Here is a 26,082-nt window from a genome sequence, read left to right on the forward strand (position 1 = left end):
AATCGTCTGAATAATCATACGACTCAGTAGCTTTTTATCAAATTGACAACCAACTTTGATTCATCTTTTTTGGTTGTAGCAGGTGCAAAATTGAAGGTCTTGGTCTTCTTCTTCTTATCGTCTTCAAAAACCTTGATGTGAAATGCGCCATATTCGGAGCCGACAAAATCATTCAATTCCGACTCTTTAATCACGGTGTCAAAGGCTTCAAAGGTGTGCTTGCCGTCGTCAGCTTTAAAGGTCACGCCGGCTTTGGATACAAAGAAAGTTCCCTGACAATAGGTTTTAAAAAATCCGTCGTGGTCGTGATAAACCCGAAAGGTTGCCGCGCCGCCGCGTTCCATCGCGGCGCGCATGGATTGCTCTGCCGAAGCGATGTTCTGATAGCCATAGAGCTGGGCAAATCCTAACAACTGGTAAGCGGTGGGGTTTGCCGGTTCCAGACCCACGGCTTTTTCCAGCAAGCGAATAGCTGATGCGGCGCGCTTGCTCTGCATTTCGGATATTGCCTGGTCAGTCAAATCATCATAATCCGGCTCGGTGGTTTTCGGCGTCACCCGGCTGTTATTGTTGGCAACCGGGTCGGTATTTTTAACATTTTTCGCATTGACACTGATTGCCCCAATCAGCGAACGGCTGCCCCCGGCGGCAATAATCTCTCTGGAGATTTCCGGCGTGATGGCGAAATTCACGCCTCGCGCCTCGACATATTGCTCCATGCGTTCGGATGAGGTTCCGCCATTGAGTTGCGATAATATTTCATTTTTTGAAAGCGGCGGACCGGCAGGCACCGACGAATTATTTCGATTGGCTTTGTTGGTCGGCGTCGCGCTGTTTGTCGGATTCGTGGTCGCAACCGGTTTTGCGCCGCGATAATTATTGCGCATGGTTTCAATCAATTCGGGGCGCGCGCCAGCGTCGGTAAACTCGGCTTCGATTGCCGGCGTCATTTGAAAATCCACGCCGCGTTTTTCTATCGCTTGAACAACCTCCTGGGTGGACAGCGCATTGAGTTTTACAACTTTCAACAACCGTTCTTTATCATAAGGAGTTTTGCTCTGCATCTCGGCAGAGCCGATAAATAAAAACGTTAAACTCATCGCGGCGAAAATAATTTTAATCAGGCGATTGAATTTCAAGATTCCAATAGACCTGTTTTCTCTTTTCATTTTTCAGTCCCTCTGAAAATAAATCGAATGGTTATTGATCTAATAACTTTCTGGCTTCCTTGGCTTTTCGCGCTTTTTCCCGCGCCGCTGCTGCGGCGCGCGCAGCGGCAGCATCTTTTTCAGGTTTGGTCGGTTTCTCATCTTTCGCGGTGGATTTCTCATCCGTAGAATCCGTCGTTGTTTTTTTATCGGTTCCGTCTATGGTGCCTTTTTTATCGGCATCAACCGTAGATGAAGTATTACTGTTGGGGTTGGAAGTATTGACCGGCTCATTGGTTTTTGTCGGTTTAGGTTCATCAACCTTGGGGTCGGTCTTTGGCTCTGTCGTCAGATTATTCGGTTGGGTGACGGTCGAATTTTTTAATTCGTTTTTATTGGCATTCAATAAATAAAGCGGCGCGCCAACCAGTACGGCTAATAAAAGCGCCGCCGTCAAATAATGCGGAAATTTCAAACGGCTAAAGAAGGAAGTCGTTTGCGGCGCAGTCGAATAACCCGATTGCTGACCGGTTGAATAAAAAGCGCCTGCTGAGGGAGAGACCAATTGCGTGCTGCCTGATTGACCCTGACGCGGACCGGTGGTTGGATTTACCACCATTGTGTTTCCCATTTGCGAATGAACATCAATGGGTCGCGTGGCAACGCCGTCCTGACTGACAGCCAACTGATTTAATGGAACCGATGAAGCCGTTTTTTGCGCGAGGGGATTGGTAACTGAACTGCCCTGCAAGGCGAGCCGGAACTCTCCCACACTTTGAAATCGCGCTTCCGGTCTTTTGGCAAGGGCGCGCATGATTGCCTGTTCAATATGCAGCGGGATATGCGGCGCAAGGGTTCTCGGCGGCGGCGGCGAATCATTAATCTGCATCATCATCAAGCCGTATTCCGAATCATTTTTAAACGGCACACGACCGGTGAGCATTTCATAAAGTAAAATGCCCAAACTATAAATATCGGTTCGCGCATCGGAATCTTTGCCTTGAATCTGTTCCGGCGCCATGTACTCGACCGTACCGATAATGGTTCCCTGTCTGGTCATGCGGGTTGAACCGAGCATCCGCGCGATGCCGAAATCCATGACCTTGACCGAGCCTTTTTCATTGACCATGAGGTTTGCCGGTTTGATGTCGCGATGAATAATGCCCATCGTGTGCGCGTGACCGATGCCTTCAAGCGCAAGCCCGAAAAGTTGTACGGCGCGCTCAACCGGAAAGGGACCGCTGCGTCTGATGATGCTATCGAGGGTTTCACCTCGAACGTATTCCATCACCATGAAAAAATCGTCGCCCTGCCGGAAAAAACTATGTAAGGTTGCGATGTTCGGATGATTGAGTTTGGCAAGGGTGATGGCTTCCGAGCGGAAGCGTTCGACAATTTCAGATTCGCGCGTCAGGTCTGGCCTGAGCATCTTGATGGCAACATCGCGTTCGAGCATTTCATCCAGTCCTCGGAATACTGCTCCCATCCCCCCTTCACCGATTTTGGCGGTGATTTTATAATTCCCGACGATGCTGCCTATCATCTACGCTTCCTCCAAAAACAACATTATGCCGTATGGTCTATGCTAAATGCCAACTCCCGCAAATGCAATCTTATAGTTATTTTTCGGTTCAACCGGCGAAGCCCATGAAACTGACTTTTCTAAAATTATTTACCGTCAGTTGATGCTTGAACGCTTGCCAACGCGCAAGTTAAAACCTGGAGACGATGGGGACATCTTCATATTGCGTAAACCTTCAGTCATTATTAATATTCAATCCCCAACAAAAATAGGATTATGCGCTATAAAAAACACGGTTCGAGATAACCAAAAACCGTGTCGTTTCGATTGCTTCATTCAATGAAATTTAGGTTTTTCCAACTGGCTTCCTATCGGGCGCTTTTATTTCTGCCGATTGTGCTTTTCAATTATTCCATTGCATCGGCGGAACAATATCGCTTCGATAAATGGACGACAGATAACGGACTCCCACAAAACTCGGTTCATTCAATCATCCAAAGTCGGGACGGCTATATCTGGTTTACGACTTTTGAAGGACTGGTGCGGTTTGATGGTGTGCGGTTTACGGTTTTCGATAGCACCAACAATCAGGGAATCACCAATACGCGGTTTTTCGCCGTCTATGAAGATACCAACGGCACCATCTGGGCGGGTACGGATGAAGGGGATTTATTACGTTACCGGGATGGCAGATTTACCGCCCTGACCGCGGAAGAGGGCTGGATATTCGACACCGTATTAAGTATTCAAGGCAATCAGGACGGCGAGGTTTTAGTGCATACCGAAAAGGGTTATTACCTCTGGCGCGACGGGAAATTTTCTCCTTACGATACCCCATCAACCTTACTCAACCGGGTGGTTTATCTCAGTCGGAACAATGCCATCTGGACACTTGATGAACGGGGGCTTCAGGAAAAGAAAAACGAAGAAACCAAAATTTATCCGATTCGCTTGCCACCAGTTCCTCAATATGGCTATCGGTTTGACAGAGTCATCTACGAAGACCCGAAAGGGAGTTTGTGGATTTGTTCTATTCAAAATGGAATTTACCGATTAACCAATGGCGTAGTCGAACATTTTCGCGTTCCGCTTGCGCAATTCACCGATGGGGACAGGTTCAAAATTAAAACCGCGAGCCATTATGTAACCTCCGCCTGTATGGATGATGAGGGCTATCTCTGGTTAGGCACGACCAACGGTTTAGCTCGGTTCAAGGATGGGGAGTTTCGATGGTTCACCACTAAAGACGGACTTTCCGACCAGGAAATCGCTCAGGTTTTTAAAGATTTTGAAAATAATATCTGGATAGCCACCGTTCGTGGCGGTTTGAATCGTTTACAAAAACAATTCATTACCACCTATTCGGTCTCCCACGGACTCGCTTCCAAAGAGATTTATCCGATTCTCCAAGACCGTAAAGGGGAAATCTGGATTGGCTCCACCCTTTTGAATAAATTTACCGACGGCAAGTTTTCTCTTTTCGATACCCATCAACCACCGCTCTATAGTGACCCGCAATCTCTGTTTGAAGACCGCAAGGGAACCCTCTGGATTGGTCAATATCACGGGCTGCATAAATTCAAAGATGGGCAAAGTGAATTCCTCCCGTTAGACGGAAGTTCCGTTTGGGCGATTCACGAAGACCGCAAGCAGGCGCTCTGGTTTGCTACCAACAACGGACTTTATCATTTAATCAATGGACATCTGCGGCTTTTTACGGTTGCGCATGGGTTGCCTGACAATAATGTAAGAACGATTCTGGAAACCCAGACAGGAGTCTTGTGGGTAGGGACGAATAACGGCATCGCCTACTTTGCAGATGAGCGCTTCATCTCCGAAAACCCGGAGCAACAAAGGGGTATCCGCAGTGTCAGAACGATTATTGAAGATAGCCAAGGAACTTTTTGGATAGGCACTTATGCCGATGGCATCTTCCGCTTTAAAGATGGTCAGTTCAAACGGATTACGGTTGCCAACGGTCTCTTTAATAATGGCGCATTCAGCATCCTCGAAGACTCGCAGAACAATTTTTGGATAACCTGCAATCGCGGTATTTACCGGGTCAGTAAACAACAATTGAATGATTTTGCGGATGGTAGAATTGCTTCGGTTACCTGTCGCGCATATGGCAAAGCTGAAGGCATGCTGAATGCGGAATGTAACGGCGGTCGTCAGCCTTCGGGAATTAAAACTCAAAATGGTTTGTTCTGGTTTCCGACGCAAGACGGAGTAGCCGTTCTTAACCCCGCGGAGGCGCCCTATAATCCCAAACCGCCACGCGTGTTGATTGAATCAATCAGTATTGATTCGCAATCGCTCGACAATCGTTCGGACATTCACATCAAAGCCGGCGATCATCGATTGGAAATTCTTTATACCGGTTTAAGTTTCATTCAACCCGAACAGCTCAAATTCAAATTCAAAATGATCGGCTACGATGACGAATGGGTCAATGCAGGTACGCACCGCGCGGCTTATTACACCTCCTTACCCGACGGCAATTATACCTTTCAGGTAATTGCGGCAAACAGTGACGGGGTCTGGAATGAAACCGGCGCAACGATTAACATTCGGGTTTATCCGCCTTTCTGGCGCACCTGGTGGTTTTTGTCGCTCGGCATGCTAACGGTTCTGATCATCGGTATCGCGATTTATAAAAATCAGATTAAGCGATTGCAGAAAGCTAAAAAACAACAGGAACGGTTTACTGCCCAATTGATTGAACGACAGGAAAGCGAGCGCAAGCGGTTTGCCGCAGAGATGCATGACAGCATCGGGCAAAATCTTTTAATCATTAAGAATCGCGCTTTGCTGGCGCTGACTGCGCCCGACGATGACCAGGTTGTTCAGGAACAGTTAAATTTGATTTCCGATATTTCTTCGCAATCTATCGATGAAGTGAAAGCCATCGCTTATAATCTGCGACCCTATCAAATTGACCGGCTGGGTTTAAAAAAAGCGATTGAGACGATGGTTCGCGGAATCGCGGAATCGTCCGGCATTCAATTCACGGTTCGGATTGATGATTTGCAGGGCTTCTTTTCCAAAGAGTCGGAAATCAATTTTTATCGCATTGTCCAGGAAGCCGTTAATAACATCGTCAAGCATGCCCGGGCTTCAAATTCCACAATCACCATCAATCAACAACATCATAGTTTGTATTTGACCATTGAAGATGACGGTTGCGGCTTCAACTTGAACCCCTCGGCTCCCTATCAAAGCAATGGCAAAGGGTTGGGGTTGGTTGGCATTGGCGAACGTGTGCGAATTTTAAAAGGCACCTATCAAATTCAATCTGTTGAAGGGCGTGGCACCAAAATCCAGGTCGTTATTCATTCGCAAGAGGAAAGAAAATGACTAGCCCACTGCGAATTATCATTGTCGATGACCATCCGATTTTTCGACAAGGGTTAAGACAAGTTATTGAAAAACACCCTGAATTTTCGATTATCGGTGAAGCCAATGACGGCGAGTCGGCAATTGCATTGATTGCTGAAACGCAACCGGATGTGGTTATTCTCGATATTGATATGCCTAAAATGGATGGCTTCGAGGTCGTCAAACAGCTAAAAGAAAAAGCTCTCAGCACCCACATTATTTTTCTAACCATGCATAAGTCCGAAGAGATGTTTAATGAGGCTTTGAATTTGGGAGTCAAAGGATATGTGGTAAAAGAAAGCGCGGTCATCGATATTTTGCAGGGCATTAAAACGGTTTATGCAGGAGAATTTTATTTCAGTCCGCAACTGATGGCTCATCTAATCAATCGTAAAAAGCAAATCACTGCGCTTTATAAACAAAAACCCAGCCTGAGCACCTTGACCGCCACCGAAAGAAAAATTTTACTAATGATTTCCGAACAAAAAACCAGCCGCCAAATCGCCGATGAGTTGTATATCAGTATTCGCACAGTCGAAAATCACCGCAATAACATCTGCCATAAATTGCATCTCAAGGGGACTCACTCATTGGTAAAATTTGCCCTCGATAATAAATCGGAGTTACACGATTAAGCTCCCTTTCCCCCGCGAATTGCGCACTTGCGATAGCCAGATAAGTAGAACTACTCAGTTAAAAATAAGCGGATTTCTCTATTCCATTCCGTTTTTCTCTGATTTATATTGTCTCAAGAAACCAGTGAGGGGAATCGTGAAGGCATTAATCGTAGATGACAATGTAACGATGAGAAAATTGATTCGTAGCGTCACCCAACGATATTTCAGCGAATTTCGCGAGTGCAGTGACGGTTCGGAGGTGCTGCAAATCTACAGAGAATTTTGCCCTGATTGGGTATTGATGGATGTTCAAATGCAAATGCAGGATGGAATCGCCGCCACGAAACAAATTCTCGCGGCATTCCCGGATGCTAAAATCGTCATTGTTACGGCATATGATGATGCCGATTTACGTGAGTCCGCGCGACTCGCAGGCGCTCACAGTTTTTTATTAAAAGAAAAACTCTTGGATATTAAAAACATCATCAGGCGTGATGTTGAGGCGAGCAGTCGATTTTAAACTCGGTACTCCCCGTTTAGCGTATGCTGAATTTTAAGGTCTCCTTCTGCTTGTAAGCATTCTTCTAAAAGAATTGACCAATACCTTGTCCAAGCCGAAAGATTACAGTAATGGGCAAAGGGTAGCTTTGGGAATTACAGCGGATTGCAAAACATTTGATTGAGTTGAACAAGCGGTCATAGCCCTCTCTCTCAATAGTCGATGAGTAAATTCAAGGGCAAACCGCTCTGGTTGAGTGATTGATTCAAAAAGCCACTGAATCAGTTCTTTGAATAATATCGCGGTAGGGTTTCTGTGGTCATTCCAGTTGTAACCAATAGGGGTGCAGGCAAATGGGGTTGATTCTAGCTAAGGGGCTTGCAAGCAGAGTGGAGTTTTTCAGCTTTGATTCTGTGTTGATTACAACTATCCTGGAGGAAGGGGATGACCTCCGGGGGAATGACCACAGAGATTCTTTTACCATACATTATTGAACGGCATTCGCTCTTCAAACTTAATAAAAAAAGCTACGGTTGAAACGTAGCTTTTTTTATTTCAGGCTGCGGCATTTTCCGCCAGTCGTGACCGAGCAATCATGAACAGGAGGTTCGCGTTCCGCAGTGCAATCATCTGTAAAAAGCCAGGTCACCGCCACCGCTGGCTTCGCGAAGTAAACTCGCAGTTTGTCGGATTTTGTGTTTATCCAGTAAATGCCGCAAACTTCGCACTGACATATTCAAAAGTTCCGCCGCGCGTGTTTGATTGCCACCGGTTCGTTGCAGGGCTTTGATGATGTAATCCTTTTCTAATTGCGCCAGATAAGCCTCCAGATCAAACCCTTGTTCGGGAATATCAACGTCAGTAATGGTGCGCGGTTTATATTTCAAAATGCGCTCCGGCAAGCGTTCCGGCTCGATATTACTTCCACGTTCCAGAGCAACCGCGCGTTCAATGGTGTTTTCAAGCTCGCGGACATTCCCGGGCCAATCATAGGCTTCCAGATAGTGAACCGTCTCTTCGGAAATTTCCAATTTCGCTCGCCCCGCCTGTGAACTATATTTTTCCAGAAAATGATGCACCAGGTCAGGTATATCTGCGCCGCGCGCGCGTAACGGCGGCAATTCAATCGGAATCACGCTGATACGGTAATAGAGGTCATTACGAAAGGTTCCTTCTTCGACCATGCGTCCGAGGTCGCGGTTGGTCGCCGCCACGACGCGACAGTCCACAGGGATTTCTTCGACGCCACCCACGCGACGAATGCAACGTTCCTGCAAGACGCGCAACAGTTTCACCTGCATGGCTGGCGTGGTTTCGCCGATTTCATCCAGAAAAATCGTTCCCCCCTCGGCGGCTTCAAACAACCCCTTGCGATTGGCGACCGCGCCGGTAAACGAGCCTTTCATATAACCGAATAATTCGGATTCCAACAGGGTTTCGGTAAATGCGCCGCAGTTGATGGAAACGAAGGGAGCCGATGAGCGCGGCGAGAGATTGTGAATGGCGCGGGCGGCGAGTTCTTTTCCGGTTCCCGATTCGCCGGTAATCAACACTGTCGAGGTGGTTGCCGCAACCGTTTGAATCATCTGGTAAACCGCCTGCATCAAGGGCGAGCGCCCGATGATGTTATCCAGAGAATTGCGCTGCCGCATTTCCCGTTTGAGCAACTCATTTTCCTGACGCAGGTGTTTTTTCTCCAACACCTTGCCAACCAGTATGGTCAATTCTTCAACATCAAAACCGGCATCTTTAATCAGCAAATCTTCAGCGCCGAGTTTCCAGGCGCGACGCGCCGTATCAACGGTGGCAAAAGCGGTAATCATAATGACCAGAGTTTCCGGGGAAATATCTTTGACTCGTTGCAGTAAATCAATGCCGTTGATATCGGGCATTTTGACATCCGAAATCATCAAGTCATAAACATTCTGGCGCACCAGGTCGAGCGCCCGCGTGCCGTTTTCAGCGGTGTGAACCGCATAGCCGTTACGTTTCAAGACCAGTTCCAACAACTCACGCATGCTTCGTTCATCATCAACAACTAATATCTTTTCCATCTATCCTCTCACTAATTAAAGACCTGATTTATGCTGGTTATGTTGTAAGGGCGCGAATGATGCTTAATCTCTTCTAATCTATTACTTTTTCGTGAATTTGGAAGTTAAATCTTAACTTTCAAAAATTTAATCGACCTAAACCGGTAAGCTGGTTCGCCATTAGAGTCTCATCATAATCCCAAGCTAAGCTTTGTGCAAACCACACGAAAAAGTTAATTCACCGACCCGACAGCAATCAAATTATCGCTTGCCGATTGATAGGGGGTATTTGATTCTTCCCGGATTACCAGGGCGTTGGCGGGAAGGATAATTGCTATTTTGGTTCCCTTCCCGACTTCACTTTCAACCGTAATTTTGCCATTGTGGTCGCGCACCAACTGATAAACGATTGCCATTCCCAACCCGGTCCCGCCGCTTGATGAATTGAAGGGTTCAAACAATCGGTCAATCTGCTCCCCCGTCATCCCCTGCCCGCTGTCAATGAAAGAGATGACGACGCCTTCATCTTTCATCTGTTCCAGTACAACTTTCAATTGTCCGCCTGTAGGCATGGCTTGCAGGGCATTGCGCGAAAGATTCCAGAATATCTGTTTCATTTGATTCTGGTCGCCGCAATAGAGCACCGCCTCATCCGGGTAGTCTTCAATAATCGAATGGTCATCGTGCAATTCAGGATTGTTCCTTAACAAAGCAACGGTTTCCGAAAGAATACTTGCAAGATTCATAACCGCGGGTTCGGTTTTAGGGGGTCGCGCATAGGTTAAGAAATCCGAGACAATCCGGTTCAAGCGTTCGGATTCGCGCAGGACAATATTCATGAGTTGCAATTGTTCGGGCGACAAATCCAAATCACCGGCAAGCACCTGAACCGACCCGCGCATTGATGCCAGCGGATTGCGGATTTCGTGAGCCAACCCGGCAGCCATTTTTCCTAAAGCCGCCAGCCGTTCCTGGCGTCGCACTTCGCGTTCGAGTTCCATCACTTCAGTCAAATCCTGAAAGGTCAGCACGTAACCTCTGGCGTTTTCCGATTCATCAATCAACGGAGCGACCGAAAAACCCAGATGAATCTCTTTTCCATTGGCAGTCTTGCACCCCATTTCAAACCGCGGAACCCGGGTGCGGGTGCGGATTGCCTGCAATCCCATCTCCATCTGTTTTTCAATGTCGCCGAATATCTTATAAATATTAGCGCCGCGAACTTCGTTGGATTTGTATTTGGTTATCTCTTCGGCAGCACGATTAAAAGTGGTGATGTTGCCGCGCAAATCCGTGGTAATCAATCCGCTGCGCACACTTTCAATAATGCGGTCATTGAATAACCGGTACTCCGCTAAATCTTTGGTCGCAGTCGCCAGTTCGCTCTCGTTTTTTCGCGCCCGTTCTGCCAGATGCCCGGATAAAAAAGTGACGGCGAAAATTGCCAGGAGATTGAGCGAGAACATGAATTTCGCTGACGCCAGAGAACCCGATTGATAATTTGACCAACCGGCAGCGCGTTCAAAAAGGCTATTAATCACGCCCATTCCGACCAGTCCGTAAAGGATGCCTCCTGAAATGCCAATTGCTCCCACTTCGCTTCTACCGAAAAGCGTGCTGGCGGCAAAAACAATTACCAGATAGAGCGCCAGAAACGGGGATTCAATATCGCCTGTCGAATAGACCAGCCAGGTGATGATGCCCAAATCGACCGAAAGTTGAATATAGGCGTGAATTTTATGAGGCAGCGAAGTCTTCAAGGCAATCGCATAAAAAATCGAGAGCAATAAAGTGGTGAGCGCCACGGGCACTAACACCGGGGCGAACGGTTTGGAGATTCCGCTTCGTTCAATTAAGGCAACGGCAACCAGTAACACCACCGCAATTAAAAGGCGTGAAATAAGCAGCCATTGAATCTTTTTTAACATAACCTCAATATTCGCTTTTTAATTTATGGGAAGCTGACTTTCTTCTGCTCAAGAAAGTTTTAAATATGAATGCTAATGATATTTTCCTGTGAGAAATCCGTCCAGTTCCTGGGGGGAGTTGAGAAGGTCGAGCGAATTTATGCAGGGTAAATTTTCCTCAGCAGGAGAAAAATCAGTTTTTCAAACTTACGAGCAACGCATTTTCTTAACTGAGATTTTGATTGCCTAAAGGAGCCGAATCAAACCTTTCTGCTCACGCTCAACTTACCATACGAATGACCGTTTGCCAATATATTTGCCAGCCGCCTAAAAAATTAAGGCATCAATTTTTGTCGATTGATGCCTTTCAATCGGTTGTCGAGAGGGCGACGATTTACACCTCGATTTTATGTTTTTTAATCATCCCATAGAGCCTTGGTCGATAAACTCCCAGCAAGTTGGCAGCTGCCTGTTTATTGCCTTTCGTCCGTTTGAGCGCGGCGCTGACGACGACTTTTTCAAGGTTATCGAAAATATCCTGCCTGCCCTGTCCATTGGATTTGGTAAAATCGGTGGCATTATTCAAAATCAAGGTTCCCAAATCTTCAAAACTGACCTCAGCTTCGGCAATCGGTTTCGCCGGAGCAGGGGTGTAGCTTGGCGGAATTTCAGTCTGCGCAGGCGGCATATTGTAATCATCGGTTTGCATGGCTTCAGGATAGATATTATTCGGCATGGCAACACGCGCGGCTTCTCCCTGCCCGATGGGTAACATCGACGCCTCAATCACTTCACCTTTTGCCAGGAGCACGGCGCGTTCAATCATGTTTCGCAATTCGCGAACGTTACCGGGCCACGGCGCTTCATTCATCAATTCCTGAGCTTCGGGTGAAATGGCATAAACCGGTCGATTATATTTTTCGGCAAATTCCTGCAAGAAATGGATCGCCAGATTTTGAATATCATCACCGCGCTCGCGCAATGGGGGCAGAAAAATTTCAATGGTGTTGATGCGATAATATAAATCATCGCGCAATTTCCCATCATTGATGGCATCCATCGGATTGCGATTGGTCGCGGAAATTAACCGGAAGTTTGCTTCCTGAGCCTTTTCACTTCCCAGCCTGAAATAGACCCGCTCCTGCAATACGCGCAAAAGTTTCGGCTGCAATTCGGTTGGCATCTCGCCGATTTCATCTAAAAACAGGGTGCCGCCGTTAGCCTGCCCGATCAATCCGGTTTTCTCCGTCCCGGCTCCGGTAAACGCCCCTTTGGTATGTCCGAACAACTCCGATTCGATCAACTCTTTCGGCAATGATGAACAATTGATTTTGATAAGCGGTTTTTTGGCGCGCAAACTTCTGAAATGGATGGCATTGGCAACCAGTTCTTTGCCGGTGCCGGATTCTCCGAGCAATAAAATATTGGCATCCGATTCTGCGACATTATCAATGAGGTCATAGATTTCCTGCATCTGTTTGCAACTGCCGATCAGGTTGTAATAGGAACTGCGGTTGGTCAGCCGTTTTTTGAGTTGTTGAATTTCCTGCGCCTGTTGTCGGCGTTCAAAAGCCTTTTCCAGCAAAACCGACAACTCGTCAAACTCAATGGGTTTTTCAATAAAATAGAAGGCTCCGGCTTTTGTCGCCTCAACCGCTTTTGAAACGGAACCATAGCCGGAAATCATGATAATTTCCGTTTCAGGAGAAATTTCTTTAACCTGTTTTACCAACTCGATGCCGTTGACATCAGGCAGTTGTAAATCAGTTAATATGACGGCGAATTTATCTTGATGAATATGGTCTAATGCTTGTTGACCGGTTGCCGCTGTGACAGGCTCGCAATTTAACGATTGTAAATAAGCCCTCATCATTTCCAGCGTATCAATGGCATCATCAACGACTAAAACTTTTTGGTTATTCATAAAAACTCTCCTTAAATCGCTTACATCCTATTCGGATAATGCGTCAACCGCCTAAATACGTTTTCCGGTTAGATTGGTTACTTTACAGATCAATGAAACCAATTTATCGGGTTCGACAGGCTTGGCTAGATGCGCCTGAAACCCCGATGTGAGGGTTCGCAATTTGTCAGTCGTGCTACAAAAACCTGTAAGGGCAATAGCCGGGATATTGCCGCCCTGCTCTTCATTCAATTTTCTCAACTCTTCAATAAAGTAATACCCGTCCATGTCCGGCATCCCGATATCCGAGACAATAATGTCGGGCAGGATCAACCAGTGCTGTTCCTTAAATTTTCGTAAAGCTTCTTCTGCCGATGCAGCGGTCTCGACCATTGCCCCATAGTGAGAAAGCATAATCACCATCAAATCCCTGGCATCATTTTCATCATCAACAACCAGGATGCATAGATGCTTGAGATTCCCATCATGCCCATTATGTACTTCGCCTACATCCATACGTAACGTTTCCCTCTTTGCTGAATTCCCACCGCTTCTTCCGGCAGCTGTTTCGGTAACTCGACATAAAAGGTTGCCCCTTTCCCTTCGCCGGCGCTTTCAACCTTGATTGTCCCGGCGTGGAGTTCAACCAGATGATGAACAATCGCCAACCCCAAACCCAAGCCGCCGAATTTTCGCGTATGGGAACTATCCGCCTGACGAAAGCGATCAAAAACAAACGGCAAAAAACTTTCCTGAATGCCGATTCCCGAATCAGCAACCACAATCATAATTTGGTCTCTGCTATCCAATAGTTTTATCTCAATGTGCCCGGATGCCTGTGTAAATTTAATCGCATTGGACAATAAATTGCGGACGACTTGTTGCAAACGTTCCGCATCTCCCATGATTTTTGCAGGGTTTTCCATCATCGAAATTTGTAAATCCAGTTTCTTTTCTTCAATCATCGGTCGTAAACTTTCAACGGCTTCGGTCACAATGGATTTGAGGTCAATCGCAACCGACTCCAATCGCATCTTCCCCGAAATAATTAATGAAACATCCAGCAAATCATTAATCAGTAAGCTTTGAGAGCGCGCGCTACGTTCAATAATTTCAACCGCTCGGGTTGCCGATGCCGTATCCAGTTTTCCACCTCTCAACAAGGTTGCCCAGCCCAGAATGGAATTCAAGGGCGAACGCAACTCATGAGAAATAATCGCAAGAAACTCATCTTTCAGGCGATTCACCTTTTCCTTTTGAATATTTAAATCGGCTTGCGCTTGTTGTCTTGCAGAAGTTTCTTCGGTTAACTCCTTGGTTTTTACTTCGATTTCGGCAGTCTGGCGTTTGACCCGCACAGCCAATTTTTCATAAGCCTGGTTTAATTCCTCTCTGGCTTGATTTCTCTCGGTGTCCAGTTTGTGTATCAGAATAGAGTTTCGCCAGAAAATCATTTGAAAAATAACGATCTGGGTGACCGCCAATAATGCCAGTCCTAAAATCGCATCAAAATAACCGGCTTGGATGCCAAGAAAAATCAATCCGCCAAGCAATGAAGGAATAATAATCGCCGATGGAAACAGGTGTCGCGCCATTACCCCGCCGATACTTTCACTTCTCATAATTGCCAGTATGCCTTTATTCGGACGAAGGCAAAACACCGCAATTGATAAAGCTAAAAGCGAAAAAGCGATAAACGTGATGCTGATCGTATAGGCGGCAGAATTGCCCAAAAACGTAAATTCATACCACCCACCCAGCAGAGCAAAAAATGAGAGAACCAGTACCACAAACGCCAGATATTGCGCCGGTCGTTGTCCTTCTCCCACCTCAACATCAATCGTCAATAAGGAGACCCCTAAAATGAAAAAACTCAAGGTTAGATTAATCGGTAACTTGATGCTTAAAGAGGACTCCAAACTGGTTGAAGGATTCCCCATTACTTTTACATTTCCCTGATAGCCACCCAGAAATACCAATCCGGCGGCAACCAGAGTAATTAAAGTCGCTAACCCCCTTTGAAAGGTGAACTGGAGATGCTCTGCAAGTTGACTGGACGCCAAAAACTGATTGAGCAATAAAAAGCTGCCGGACAAGAATAAACAGGTTATGGTAAAAACATCCAAATGCGCAAAGAAACCGGCAATCGGGCTAAAAAGATTGGTTCTGGCTTGAAAAATGATCTGGAGGAACCAGCCTTGAAATGCAATCAACGACAATATCATCACTAACAGTCCGATAGTAATCGAGATTGCCTTTAACCGTGTATCAATCCCTGGATTCGCGATACTCATCACAATAACTTTCAATCGCATAACGCTTGATTGGTTAAAGGAAGCTGTCGCACTAAAGCTTGATTTTTTAAAAGCTAATCTTTCCCCTTAACCAATCAAAGACTTTTCATTCTCTAATCCCTCGTGATTAGGTAACGATATTTTTTTACTTTAATCATCTAAACCATTACCTTTTTGCTATCTCGATTCAGTCGCTTTTGAAATTTTAAAAATCCAAGTTGAAAATATCTTGACCAATCAACTCAATGCTTATTTTCCTAATCACTATTTATAGAATTTTAATCAGGGTCATGCGGTTAGGGGGCTGCGCTTCCCTGAAGCCTTCATTCGCATGTTTTTCTCCAATAATCCAAAATTGAATTTCTGCAAAAGTCATTCCACTTATTTTGCTTTCTAACTTCAAGAAATACTCGCATTTTCCCTTCAAGAGTAGTTACCTGAACCGATTGCTGAACTTATTAAGTACAATTCGTACATTTTCAAGACACGCTTAATCCCAGTTGCAGTTAAGAATTAGCTTAGGCAAAGACATTCAATCGCCTAAACAACTGGCACAACGATTGCCGAGATGAAAATTGAATATTGTTAAGGAGTACAAAATATGTTGTGGACGATATTAATGGTGATTTTAATTCTCTGGCTTTTAGGGTTCATCGGCAATGTTGGTGGAAGTTTGATTCACCTGTTGCTGGTTGTAGCCTTAATTGTTTTCTTAATTCAAATTTTTTCAGGAAGAAGAACCGTGGTTTAACTTCTTTGAATAACTGCGGTCAGTCGATTAAAACGTAACCGGAATAGTGGATAAAACCAAAGGGCTTTATCCCCCGAACGATTTTACGAAAGACCGCACTCTTATTTTCAGGCTATGAAAGGAGAAGAGATGACGGTGCTTTCTTTTTTACTTCTACTATTAGTTGCCGCCATTTGCGGGGCAATTGGACAGGCAATCGTTGGGTTTAGTCGAGGTGGTCTTTTAACAACCATTGCCATCGGCTTTATTGGGGCTTTATTTGGAATGTGGTTAGGTGGGCTATTGGGACTGAAAGAACTTTTTGCTGTGAATATCGGCGGATACACCTTCCCCATTGTCTGGTCGATTGTCGGCGCTGCCCTGTTTGTTGCGATTATCAGTTTCTTCACTCGCCGACGGTACATTTAGCTGGCTTTTAACCAATAAGGAGCAACGATTATGGATAAGCTGGGCGAAAAAGTGACTGTTGATGAGAACCAGCGGTTGTTGCAACACGAAGCTGTTAAAGCCGATGTAAGAAACGAAATTAATTCTGAAATTTCACGTCATGCCGAACAGCTTTCATCAACCGATGAGGCGCGTGCCGCTCAGGTTGGCGAACAATTACGGGGCAAAGCCATGCGCGAAGTTGAATCGACAGAATCAGAAATTGAAAAAGCTCGCAGAGCCGCCAGATTTTCACAAGTTGTTGATTATGTTTTTTATTTAATATACGGATTGATCACTTTAGAAATTTTTCTCGATTTGCTGGGCGCTCGCCAGGGAAATTCATTTAGGGAATTTATTGATACGCTAAGCGCCCCGGTTCTTGCGCCATTTAAACGCTTAATTGCAGACCCCGCGAGCGGACGCTTTCAATTAAGACTTTCATTTATTTTTGCGTTGATTTTTTATATTTTACTGCACCTCGCGATTAACGGGCTTTTGCGATTGCTGGCGCATCGAAAAACTTCTGTTTAAATAACACCCAAAAACGAATAAACCAGGAAAGGGAAACTGCTGGCAGCTTCCCTTTCTTTTACCGATTTTATCTTATTGGGCGCTTTTACCTCTAATCATCACCGGCTCACCGATGCGGTCGTTGACCATTTGCCAGTTTATATTGGAAAAAAAGGCTTCAATATATTTGGGTCTTTCGGCGGGTTTGTAATCAAGTAGAAAAGCGTGTTCCCAAACATCCATGACCAGAATCGGGCGATTGCCAGCCAGGTTGCCAATTTCGTGTAAGGTAATCCACTCATTCACCAGGCTGCCATTGAGCGGGTCCTGAAAACAGATTGCCCAACCAATGCCTCGCATTTTTCCTACACGAGTGAAATCCCCTTTCCAGGCTTCAAAACTTCCGAAGGTATCAACCGCCGAATGATAGAAGCGCGAGTTTTTCTCAGGCTCTCCGGTGCCGTTTTTCATTAGATTATCAAAATAGTATTCATGCAAAACCATTCCATTAAACTCAAATCCCAACCGACGACGCACTTCAGAATAAATCACATTTTGTTCATCAGTTTTGGATTCAACCCGGTTTAACTCATCAGTAATTTCCAATAGCCGATTGGTCTCTTTTACATAACCTTCATAAAGTTTGAAATGCATTTCAAGAGTTGCATCGGAAATTCCTTTCAGTCCACTAAGATTAAATTGTTTGGCTTGGTAAAGCCGCTGCGTATTCATTACTACCTCCTTATAAATGGGAATAATTGAAAGGATAAAACAAAACGCGTGTAAGACCAAATAAACCAGTTCATTTGAGATTAAAGCGAATCGGTCAATTCTAAGGCGGAGACCGGGGAAAGCTGACAGGTTAATAATTTTGATTTCATCGCCTCAGGAAAGAAAAACGGGTTTCCCCCATCAAGAGAATCGTTCCTGATTTTGGTGTTTCAACATTGATATCAATCTCTTTTTTACGATTAAAAAGGCCACTGAAATAAAGTACAGCGACAATCAATAAAACTAAAATTACCGTAACCAGTGCCCACATTGCGCCACTTGCTGCATTACTGTCCGCCATGATTCTCCACCTCTTCAATCTAAGGGAAGGGAGGAAGATGAAATGGCTCCCCCTAATCGAAGCATCCATCCTCTTCTTCCCTGTCATTTTAAAGGCAATGATTGTGCCATTAAATAGACCTGCTTTTTCAGTTAAATATTTCCGACAATTTAGACATTAGTCCGCTTCAAATTAATTTGACCTGGAATTTTTTTTATTATGGTGTACTTAAAAAGAACTATACGACTCTGATTATCAAACACTGCTGTATTGAAAAGAACCAATCCTCAAGTTTTTCGGCGACCTCGTTTGATAAATTTAACCCGAAAACAAGGCGCTAAATTGTTTTCGCGGACTCTTGGCTTGGGTCGAACGATTTTTTTCCACCCACTCTCGAACCGTATTCATCATTAAATTAATTTTAGAATGGTCTGGTTTTCCCACCTCTTCAACGACAGGCTTCTCTTCCGGGCGTTCATCTCGTTTGATTAATCTCACTTGTTTCATAGCTCTTCCTCTTCAACACTTTTAATTTCCCTTCCTATGAGGCAAGCAAAGTGCCAGGCAAATTGTCCCCTTTTTAGCCATTCCGCTGGCATTGATGGGAGGCTTTTTAAACCCGTTAAAAAGTTGCATACAGCTTGTATTAAACCATTGCAAAGCTGTTGCATTGAATTCTGGCAGCAAATAATTTTCAACTCATTCAACTCTCTCTCATAACTGATTAAGGGTTGGGTTCACAACAGATATTAAAGCCTTTCGAGCAAGGGCACGGGGCTTGCCTTTTTCAAGTATGGTTTTGATTTCAATGAAATATATTTTGTTTGAACGAACAATTGAACCAATTCAGGTGAAGGTTAAATAAGAGGTTTGTATGTTTAAAAAAAGAGCACAACCGCCCGATTATAATGCGGCATCCACTTGACTGATTTTTCAAAATCTCGAAATTGCCCATATTTTAATGAAAGGGGATTCCGAGGTGCTGATTTATGTTGATAAATCAGGACATTTATATTTTGGGATTTTTGAAAAAAACTTGGAAGGCGTTAATGCCAAATAGGGAATGTCATTATTGAATATCATTAATTTTCAGTAGCTTGATTTGAAATGATCTTGATTCTAGCCCCGTCCATTTCATCAAGCTACTGATGGTTTTATTTATCGCCTCAGAATGATTCTATCGATACGGAAAGGAGAATCAATAATGAATAATCGTAAAAACATTTATATTTTGATGGCATTTCTTTTAATTTTAACGAGTTTTAATCATTCGTTATTCGCCCAACGCGCTTATCGTGTCAGCGATAGAGAAATGCAAAATCTTTTAAATCGAATCGAAACACGAGCGACGCAATTTCGCAGTTCACTTGATCAAGCGATTGATCGAAGCAGTTTGAACGGTACTCAACGCGAGGATGAAATCAATCAGTATGTAAGAGATTTTGATGTAGCAATCGCCAGACTGGCGGAGCGATTCAGAGATCGTCGTGATGTGGCAGCAGATGTTGAAGAGGTAATCAATCGAGGATGGTCGATTGATTACTTTATGAGGAATAATTATTTGTCAGGAGCACAAAGCGATTGGAACTTGCTGCGCATTGATTTGCGCCGGTTAGCCGGTAATTACAACGTCGCCTGGGTTTGGGATAGTCGCAATTCCCTCCCGCCTTATTATCAGGCAAATATCAATAATCGCAATCAGCGATTTATGGGAACCTACACCTTGGACACTTCGCGAAGCGATAATGTCGCTTATTTAGCCGAACAAGCTGCCAGACAATCGACGATTTCCGATACTGCGCGGATACGCAGAGTTCTCGAACGACGGTTGTCGCCGCCGGATTCGATTGCGCTTGAACAAACCGGCAGACAGTTTGTGATGGCGTCGACGACTTCCCCGCAAGTTGATTTCATTGCCGATGGAATTGCTAAAACCGAAACCCGACCTAATGGAAGAACCGTTCGCACAACTGCAACCCTAAGAGGTAATCAATTGGTGATTGCTTCGACAGGTGATCGAGGAAGCGATTTCACAGTGACTTTTGAAAGAATTGAAAACGGCAATGCTTTGCGAGTCACTCGTGAAATTTATCTCGAAAGATTGAATCGACCGGTCATCTCCAGAAGTATTTATCGGAAAACCTCCGAGATTGCGCAGCTTAACCTTTTTGACGGTAACCGCAATCGCCCCGGGATAAATGATGACAATCGCTTTGTATTTCCACGCGGAACCGTTTTCTCGGCGATTCTCAATGATGAGATAACCACCAGACAAGCACGAGTAGGAGATCGATTTACCATGCGCATCTCTTCACCTAGCCAATTTGCCGGAGCTGAAATTGAAGGACATGTGGCAAAGGTTGATCGCGCCAGCCGTCTAACCGGACGTTCGGAATTGGCGCTTGAGTTTGACCGGATTCGTTTGCAGAACGGAAGAAGCTACAACTTCGACGGTTACATCGAAGAGATTAGAACAACCAATGGTGATCGAGTGAGTTTTGATAATGAAGGAATCGTTAGAGAAGATGATTCACAAACCGGTAGAACCGTGAGAAACACCGGCATCGGAGCGGCGATTGGCGCGATCCTCGGCGGTCTCCTTGGCGGCGGTGAAGGTGCCGTTGTTGGTGCTGTGGTTGGCGGTGGCGCAGGTGTTGGCTCGGTAATTTTACAGGGACGCGATGATTTAAATTTAACCAGTGGTACGGAATTTAGAATCAGTTCGGCGATACGAACAACGGTTTCTTCGCGTTAAATCAAAGAGCCATTTCATCCAAAAGCTATGCTTCAATTGAAGCATAGCTTTTGGTGTCTTTAAAATTAAGCTGACCCATTTTAAAGTTATTTCGTAAAGCGGGTGAAATGAATGATTTTTACAGATTCATTTATACCCATCATTAATTATCAGTCGGAGTCATAGCGAAATGTATTTTTGCCTGGTTCAATCCCAACGATAAAGGCAGATTTGAACAATGCTGAAAGATCAAAAATTGATAGTGGTTATTGTGCTGGCGCTCGTTGTCCTGGGACTCAACGCCTACGTTTCCTATTATGCAACGAAAAATATTGTTGATAATGAACGAAGGGTTTCTCTTACCCTGGAAGTAATGAATTATCTGGAATCCTTACGGGCGTTATCCATTGCCAACGAGAGTAGTATGCGCGGATTTGTTTTAACCGGAGATAATTTTTTCATCAATGATTACGAGCAGGATAAAGCGCAGACCTTTGAACTCATTCAAAATATTCGCAACCGAACCTCCGATAACCCGCTTCAACAGCAGCAAATCAACAAACTCGAAACTTATATTCAGGAGAAATTTCTTTATTCCGATGAAGCCGTCAAACGGCGGTGGGAAAGCGGGTATGAAACGGCTAAAGAATTTGTCGCATCCGGTAAAGGTAAAGGCTTGATGAAGGAAATCAATAGTACCGCTGAAACGATGATCAAAGAGGAGACCAATCTATTAAATATCCGTCAGGAACAATCTGCCGATAGTATCCGCACTGCCAATTTCAGTTTTGCGGTTACGACCATTTTAGCCTCTTTGTTACTCTTCGGGGTTTACTATTTCTTCAGTCAAATTCTTAAAGAGCGACGAAACTCCGAAGATGCGTTAAGAATTGCCAATGAAAAGCTGGAAAGCACGGTTGCCGAACGAACTCTTGAACTGGAACGCAGCAACCGTGAATTGCAGGATTTCGCCTTTGTGGCTTCTCATGATTTGCAAGAACCTTTAAGAAAGATTCAAGCATTTGGAGATCGCTTAAAGCTCAAATACCGCCCGGAACTTGGTGCTCAGGGGACGGATTACTTAAATCGCATGCAGAACGCCGCTGAACGAATGAGCCGATTGATTACCGATTTATTAACCTTTTCAAGGGTTTCAACCCATACCCAGCCGTTTCAACCCATCAATCTCAATCAAACCGTTGATGAGGTGTTATCGGATTTAGAGGTGCGTATCCAACAAACGGCTGGCAAAGTTGAAGTCGGTGAGTTGCCGGAAATTGCCGCCGACCCTTTGCAGATGCGTCAACTCTTTCAAAATCTGATTGGTAATGCCCTGAAATTTCATCGCCCCGAAGAGCCGCCAATCATCCACATTATAGGTGAAATATTGAATGGCAACGCCAATGACTCGGAAGACCTTACGGCGACAGTTCCCCAATGCCAAATCATCGTTTCAGATAATGGCATTGGATTTGACGAATCTTATGTAGAGAGAATTTTCACCCCTTTTCAACGACTGCATAATAAAAATGAATATGAAGGAACCGGAATGGGGTTGGCAGTTTGCCGGAAAATCGTCGAACGTCACAACGGAACGATAATTGCCAAGAGTACCCCAGGCCAAGGCAGTCAATTTATTATTAACCTCCCGATAAATTAAAGGAGTTTGGTTTAATGGATAGTAACGCAAAACCGATTGTCATCCTGATTGCCGAAGATGACCCGGATGATCGGGTTTTAGCCAAGGATGCCTTTGAGGAGAGCCGTTTGCTCAATGACGTCCGATTTGTCGAAGACGGTGTAGAACTGATGAATTACCTTGAGAATAAAGGAAAATACAGTGATGGCAATGAGTCGCCGCGACCCAGCATTATTTTGCTCGACCTCAATATGCCCAAAAAAGATGGGCGCGAGGCACTTAAAGAAATTAAAAATAATCCCGCTCTACGCCGCATTCCCGTCGTGGTGATGACCACCTCGAAAGCCGAAGAAGATATTTTTCGCAGTTATGATTTAGGCGCCAGTTCATATATCACCAAGCCTGTGACCTTTGAAGGTCTGGTTGATGTAATTAAAACCCTGGGTAAATACTGGGTTGAAGTTGTTGAATTACCCACTCAGAGTGATACCGCGACTTCATGATAAGTCTTACAACAATGGAAAACGTAAAAGCTCTGCTTGTCGAAGACGACGAGGATGATTATTTAATTACCGATGCCCTCTTTTCCGATATTTATGAGGGCGCGTATACCTTGGATTGGGTAAGGGATTATGATGAAGCCCTGAGAAAGCTCGAAAGTAATGCCTATGATATTTGCCTGCTCGATTATCGTCTGGGCATTCACAACGGATTGGAACTGCTGCGCCAGACGACCGAAAGAAACTGCAAAATACCCATCATTTTTTTAACCGGTCAAGGTGACCGCTCGCTCGATGTTGAGGCGATGAATGCCGGAGCAGCCGATTATCTGGTCAAAGGGCAACTCAATGCGGCTCAACTGGAACGCTCGATTCGTTATGCGATTCAACAACGGCGATTTGAAGAGGAACGGATTCGTCGCTTGCTTGAAGGCGCGGCGCGCGCGCAGGCGGAAATCGCCAATCGGCAAAAGGATGAATTCTTAGCAATGGTTTCCCATGAATTACGTGGCCCGTTAAATTCCATGCTCGGGTGGATTCAGTTGCTGAAAAGCGGCAAGTTGAGACCCGAAGACATTGCCAAAGCCATTGAGACTATCGAACGCAATAGTCGTTTACAGGTTCGCATTATCGAAGATTTACTCGACACCACGCGCATCCTTAATGGCAATCTCTGTTTACAGATTGTCGATGTGAAGTTCATCGAGGTGATTGAAGAAGCCTTTAAAGCCGCTTTCCCTTCCGCACAAGCAAAATTGATTATGATGACCAAATCTTATGACCCGTCGGTGGGAACGGTTCAAGGAGATTTTGAGCGGTTGCAACAGGTGGTTTCCAATCTGCTTTCAAACGCCATTAAATTTACGCCGGAAGGCGGTCGCATCGAATTGAAACTGGAAAATCGCCAGAGCTTTGCGCATTTGATTGTTAAGGATTCGGGAATCGGCATTGATCAGGAATTTCTTCCCTATGTTTTTGAAAAATATAAACAGGCAAAAACCGAAACCGGCAAAAAAAATCATGGACTTGGTTTAGGCTTGGCTATCGTCAGGCATATCGTTGAAGCTCACAACGGAATGGTCGAAGTCGAAAGTCAGGGCGAGGGTCGCGGTTCAACTTTTAAAGTCTCCATTCCCTTACCGGGTTCTGGTTAATCTTACCCTTTCAAAAAATTTTTCGTCGCCAGATAGGCATCGAGCGGCGATAACAAAATGATCAATAAGCAGACGGGAATAAAGGTTAAAAAGGCGAGTGCCGCCTTTTCAAAACCACTTTGAAATTGCAATGAAGTAGTCTTCAAACTTTCTACGAATGAATGAATTAAATATCCCGACACGCGCAAATTTATAGCTTCTTTATTTAAGCTTACAGACGCCAGATTTGCGGGTTGATTAAGGGGCGTGGTGGTGTAAACCTCCGCCGGTTTAAATGACTCGTCGGAATCAAGTGGCGATGATACGGGCACAGATGAATCCGAAGCATTGATTTGTTCTCCACACCAGCGACAAAAAAAACTTTCCAGGGCATTCAATCCGTCACAATGACGACAAGTGAGAAACGGCATTTCGCGACTGTCATATTTTAATTTTTCCAATTGAGTTGCCACGCTTTTCACTCCTTTTTACATAATGGAAAAGGGCAATCATCGTGCCAGATTTTTTTCAACCGGGATTAATTATTTTTCTCCAATATTTCAAGATTTAAGCGATTGGTTTATTAATTTCGAGACTCGTAAGTAATATCGATACAAGAATGCCTTGCGCCAAGTATTGATTTCTTCCATAAATGTGTTCGACAGTAAAACAGCAGCGCAAACACAACAAAAAAACCGGTGCGATGATCAAACACCACACCGGCTTTTTATTTTTGAGAAGAACCAACTGCCAGCCCGTTAAGCGGCGATTGGATGCGGAAGGTTCTTCGATTTATTGCTGCCTATTTTCCGCCCGCGAGTTTGCCAATCAACGTGAAGAGCGGCAAATACATCGCGATAACGATTGTACCGATGGTCACACCCAAAAACAGAATCATTGCCGGTTCCATCATACTGAGTAAGTTGGCAATCGCCGCATCGACTTCCTGTTCATAAAAGTCGGCAATCTTCGATAACATCGCATCCATCGCGCCGGTCTGTTCACCGACGCCAATCATTTGCGAAACCATTACCGGGAAAATCTGTGTCGCTTTCAACGGTTCGACAAAAGTCTGCCCCTGTTCAATGGCGGCGCGAACTTTCAAAATCGCTTCCGAGACGATGACATTGCCCGCCGTTCGCGCGGTAATATCGAGCGATTCGAGAATCGGGACGCCGGAACTCATCAAGGTGGACAGGGTGCGGCTGAATCGCGCAATCGCAATCTTTTTCAAAATGACGCCCAGAATCGGCAACTTCAAAATCACATTGTCAATGACGTGACGACCACTGTCGGTGTTATACCAGGCTTTGCCGGCAAATACCGTGGCACCGATGACGATACCGATCAACCACCAGTAACTCGCCATAAAACTCGAAATGCTAACCACCAATTCCGTCAGCCAGGGGAGTTTTTCGCCAGGTCCAAGCAACCCTTCAAAAATGTTTTTAAATGCCGGAATAACCACAATCATAATGACTGAGATGACCACAATGGCAATGAAAATAACCGCGATGGGGTAAATCAATGCGCTTTTGACGTCGCTCTTTAACTTGACCATCTTTTCAAGGTAAGTTGATAGTCGTTGCAAAATAATATCGAGAATACCGCCGGTTTCGCCCGCTGCAACCATATTGCAATAGAGATGGTCGAAAACTCTCGGATGTCTGCCCATCGCGTCAGCCAGCGTGCTGCCGGATTCGACATCGGAACGGGTTTGAAAAATTACCTTCTGAAAAAATTTGTTATCCTGCTGCTGCCCTAAAATTTCCAGACATTGAACCAGTGGCAGTCCGGCATCGAGCATTACTGAAAATTGGCGTGTAAACAACGCTAAATCTTTCGCTTTAACCTTCTCACGACCGACTTTCGGCAAACTGATGTCGCGCCCTTTTTCTCTGGCGCTGGTCAGAATAATTTGTTCACGCCTGAGCAAACCTTCAAGCGCGCCTCGGTCTGTTGCTACACGCTCACCGACCACGACTTCATTAAATCGGTTGCGACCTTTAAATACATACGTTGGCATTTTACACC

Annotated in this window: 22 protein-coding genes; 10 read left to right on the top strand and 12 right to left on the bottom strand. The window is 45.1% G+C overall.

Going from position 1 to position 26,082, the window contains the following annotated elements; all coding sequences use genetic code 11:
• Positions 1-23: 23 nt before the first annotated feature.
• On the bottom strand, positions 24-1,169 hold the full coding sequence (locus AB1757_09545) for a hypothetical protein (GenBank protein MEW6127271.1): 1,146 nt from the start codon (positions 1,167-1,169) through the stop codon (positions 24-26).
• Positions 1,170-1,200: 31 nt separating this feature from the next.
• Entirely contained in the window at positions 1,201-2,691 is a 1,491-nt protein-coding gene (locus tag AB1757_09550) for a serine/threonine-protein kinase (protein ID MEW6127272.1), read from the bottom strand.
• Positions 2,692-3,009: 318 nt separating this feature from the next.
• On the opposite strand from AB1757_09550, the gene AB1757_09555 reads away from it, so the two are divergent.
• The 3 genes from AB1757_09555 to AB1757_09565 all read left to right on the top strand — a co-directional run bounded on the left by AB1757_09555 (position 3,010) and on the right by AB1757_09565 (position 7,185).
• Positions 3,010-6,027, top strand: coding sequence for a two-component regulator propeller domain-containing protein (locus tag AB1757_09555; GenBank protein ID MEW6127273.1), 3,018 nt, complete (start codon positions 3,010-3,012; stop codon positions 6,025-6,027).
• On the top strand, positions 6,024-6,683 hold the full coding sequence (locus AB1757_09560) for a response regulator transcription factor (protein ID MEW6127274.1): 660 nt from the start codon (positions 6,024-6,026) through the stop codon (positions 6,681-6,683). Before AB1757_09555 ends, AB1757_09560 begins: the two co-directional genes overlap by 4 nt.
• Before the next feature lie 136 nt (positions 6,684-6,819).
• A complete protein-coding gene (locus tag AB1757_09565) occupies positions 6,820-7,185 on the top strand; it encodes a response regulator transcription factor (protein ID MEW6127275.1) in 366 nt (121 codons plus the stop codon).
• 605 nt (positions 7,186-7,790) lie between these two features.
• Here the strand turns inward: AB1757_09565 and AB1757_09570 are convergent.
• The 5 genes from AB1757_09570 to AB1757_09590 all read right to left on the bottom strand — a co-directional run bounded on the left by AB1757_09570 (position 7,791) and on the right by AB1757_09590 (position 15,301).
• Entirely contained in the window at positions 7,791-9,218 is a 1,428-nt protein-coding gene (locus tag AB1757_09570; GenBank protein MEW6127276.1) for a sigma-54 dependent transcriptional regulator, read from the bottom strand.
• A gap of 212 nt (positions 9,219-9,430) precedes the next feature.
• Positions 9,431-11,125, bottom strand: a complete 1,695-nt coding sequence (locus AB1757_09575) for an ATP-binding protein (protein MEW6127277.1) — start codon at positions 11,123-11,125, stop codon at positions 9,431-9,433.
• A 373-nt stretch (positions 11,126-11,498) separates the two neighbouring features.
• A complete protein-coding gene (locus tag AB1757_09580) occupies positions 11,499-13,028 on the bottom strand; it encodes a sigma-54 dependent transcriptional regulator (GenBank protein MEW6127278.1) in 1,530 nt (509 codons plus the stop codon).
• A gap of 51 nt (positions 13,029-13,079) precedes the next feature.
• Complete coding sequence (locus tag AB1757_09585) at positions 13,080-13,523, bottom strand: response regulator (protein MEW6127279.1); 444 nt, start codon at positions 13,521-13,523, stop codon at positions 13,080-13,082.
• Positions 13,514-15,301: a HAMP domain-containing sensor histidine kinase gene (locus AB1757_09590; protein ID MEW6127280.1), complete on the bottom strand. Its 1,788-nt coding sequence runs from the start codon at positions 15,299-15,301 to the stop codon at positions 13,514-13,516. The genes AB1757_09585 and AB1757_09590 overlap by 10 nt, the downstream gene beginning before the upstream one ends.
• 601 nt (positions 15,302-15,902) lie before the next feature.
• On the opposite strand from AB1757_09590, the gene AB1757_09595 reads away from it, so the two are divergent.
• The 3 genes from AB1757_09595 (at position 15,903) to AB1757_09605 (ending at position 17,012) form a co-directional block, all read left to right on the top strand.
• Positions 15,903-16,052, top strand: a complete 150-nt coding sequence (locus AB1757_09595) for a lmo0937 family membrane protein (GenBank protein MEW6127281.1) — start codon at positions 15,903-15,905, stop codon at positions 16,050-16,052.
• Positions 16,053-16,181: 129 nt separating this feature from the next.
• A complete protein-coding gene (locus tag AB1757_09600; GenBank protein ID MEW6127282.1) occupies positions 16,182-16,460 on the top strand; it encodes a GlsB/YeaQ/YmgE family stress response membrane protein in 279 nt (92 codons plus the stop codon).
• A 30-nt stretch (positions 16,461-16,490) separates the two neighbouring features.
• The gene (locus AB1757_09605) at positions 16,491-17,012 is read left to right on the top strand and encodes a YggT family protein (GenBank protein ID MEW6127283.1); all 522 of its coding nucleotides are present in this window, start codon (positions 16,491-16,493) and stop codon (positions 17,010-17,012) included.
• Positions 17,013-17,084: 72 nt separating this feature from the next.
• On the opposite strand, the gene AB1757_09610 is transcribed toward AB1757_09605, so the two are convergent.
• The 3 genes from AB1757_09610 to AB1757_09620 all read right to left on the bottom strand — a co-directional run bounded on the left by AB1757_09610 (position 17,085) and on the right by AB1757_09620 (position 18,549).
• A complete protein-coding gene (locus AB1757_09610; GenBank protein ID MEW6127284.1) occupies positions 17,085-17,723 on the bottom strand; it encodes a Fe-Mn family superoxide dismutase in 639 nt (212 codons plus the stop codon).
• Positions 17,724-17,868: 145 nt separating this feature from the next.
• Positions 17,869-18,063 carry a hypothetical protein gene (locus tag AB1757_09615; protein MEW6127285.1) on the bottom strand — a complete coding sequence of 65 codons (195 nt, stop codon included), beginning with the start codon at positions 18,061-18,063 and terminating at the stop codon, positions 17,869-17,871.
• A gap of 297 nt (positions 18,064-18,360) precedes the next feature.
• Positions 18,361-18,549 (bottom strand): hypothetical protein, encoded by a 189-nt coding sequence (locus AB1757_09620; protein ID MEW6127286.1) that lies wholly within the window; start codon positions 18,547-18,549, stop codon positions 18,361-18,363.
• 697 nt (positions 18,550-19,246) lie between these two features.
• Here AB1757_09620 and AB1757_09625 point away from each other — a divergent pair.
• The 4 genes from AB1757_09625 to AB1757_09640 all read left to right on the top strand — a co-directional run bounded on the left by AB1757_09625 (position 19,247) and on the right by AB1757_09640 (position 24,069).
• Positions 19,247-20,797, top strand: a complete 1,551-nt coding sequence (locus tag AB1757_09625; GenBank protein ID MEW6127287.1) for a hypothetical protein — start codon at positions 19,247-19,249, stop codon at positions 20,795-20,797.
• 217 nt (positions 20,798-21,014) lie between these two features.
• Entirely contained in the window at positions 21,015-22,436 is a 1,422-nt protein-coding gene (locus AB1757_09630; protein MEW6127288.1) for a CHASE3 domain-containing protein, read from the top strand.
• 14 nt (positions 22,437-22,450) lie between these two features.
• Complete coding sequence (locus AB1757_09635) at positions 22,451-22,918, top strand: response regulator (GenBank protein ID MEW6127289.1); 468 nt, start codon at positions 22,451-22,453, stop codon at positions 22,916-22,918.
• Positions 22,919-22,932: 14 nt separating this feature from the next.
• A complete protein-coding gene (locus tag AB1757_09640; GenBank protein ID MEW6127290.1) occupies positions 22,933-24,069 on the top strand; it encodes a hybrid sensor histidine kinase/response regulator in 1,137 nt (378 codons plus the stop codon).
• Positions 24,070-24,071: 2 nt separating this feature from the next.
• Here the strand turns inward: AB1757_09640 and AB1757_09645 are convergent, their stop codons facing one another.
• Together AB1757_09645 and AB1757_09650 are read right to left on the bottom strand one after the other, a co-directional pair.
• Positions 24,072-24,521 (bottom strand): hypothetical protein, encoded by a 450-nt coding sequence (locus tag AB1757_09645; protein ID MEW6127291.1) that lies wholly within the window; start codon positions 24,519-24,521, stop codon positions 24,072-24,074.
• Positions 24,522-24,850: 329 nt separating this feature from the next.
• Entirely contained in the window at positions 24,851-26,074 is a 1,224-nt protein-coding gene (locus AB1757_09650; protein ID MEW6127292.1) for a type II secretion system F family protein, read from the bottom strand.
• Between the last annotated feature and the right edge of the window lie 8 nt (positions 26,075-26,082).

Source organism: Acidobacteriota bacterium (assembly GCA_040754075.1).
Taxonomy (GTDB): Bacteria; Acidobacteriota; Blastocatellia; order UBA7656; family UBA7656; genus JBFMDH01.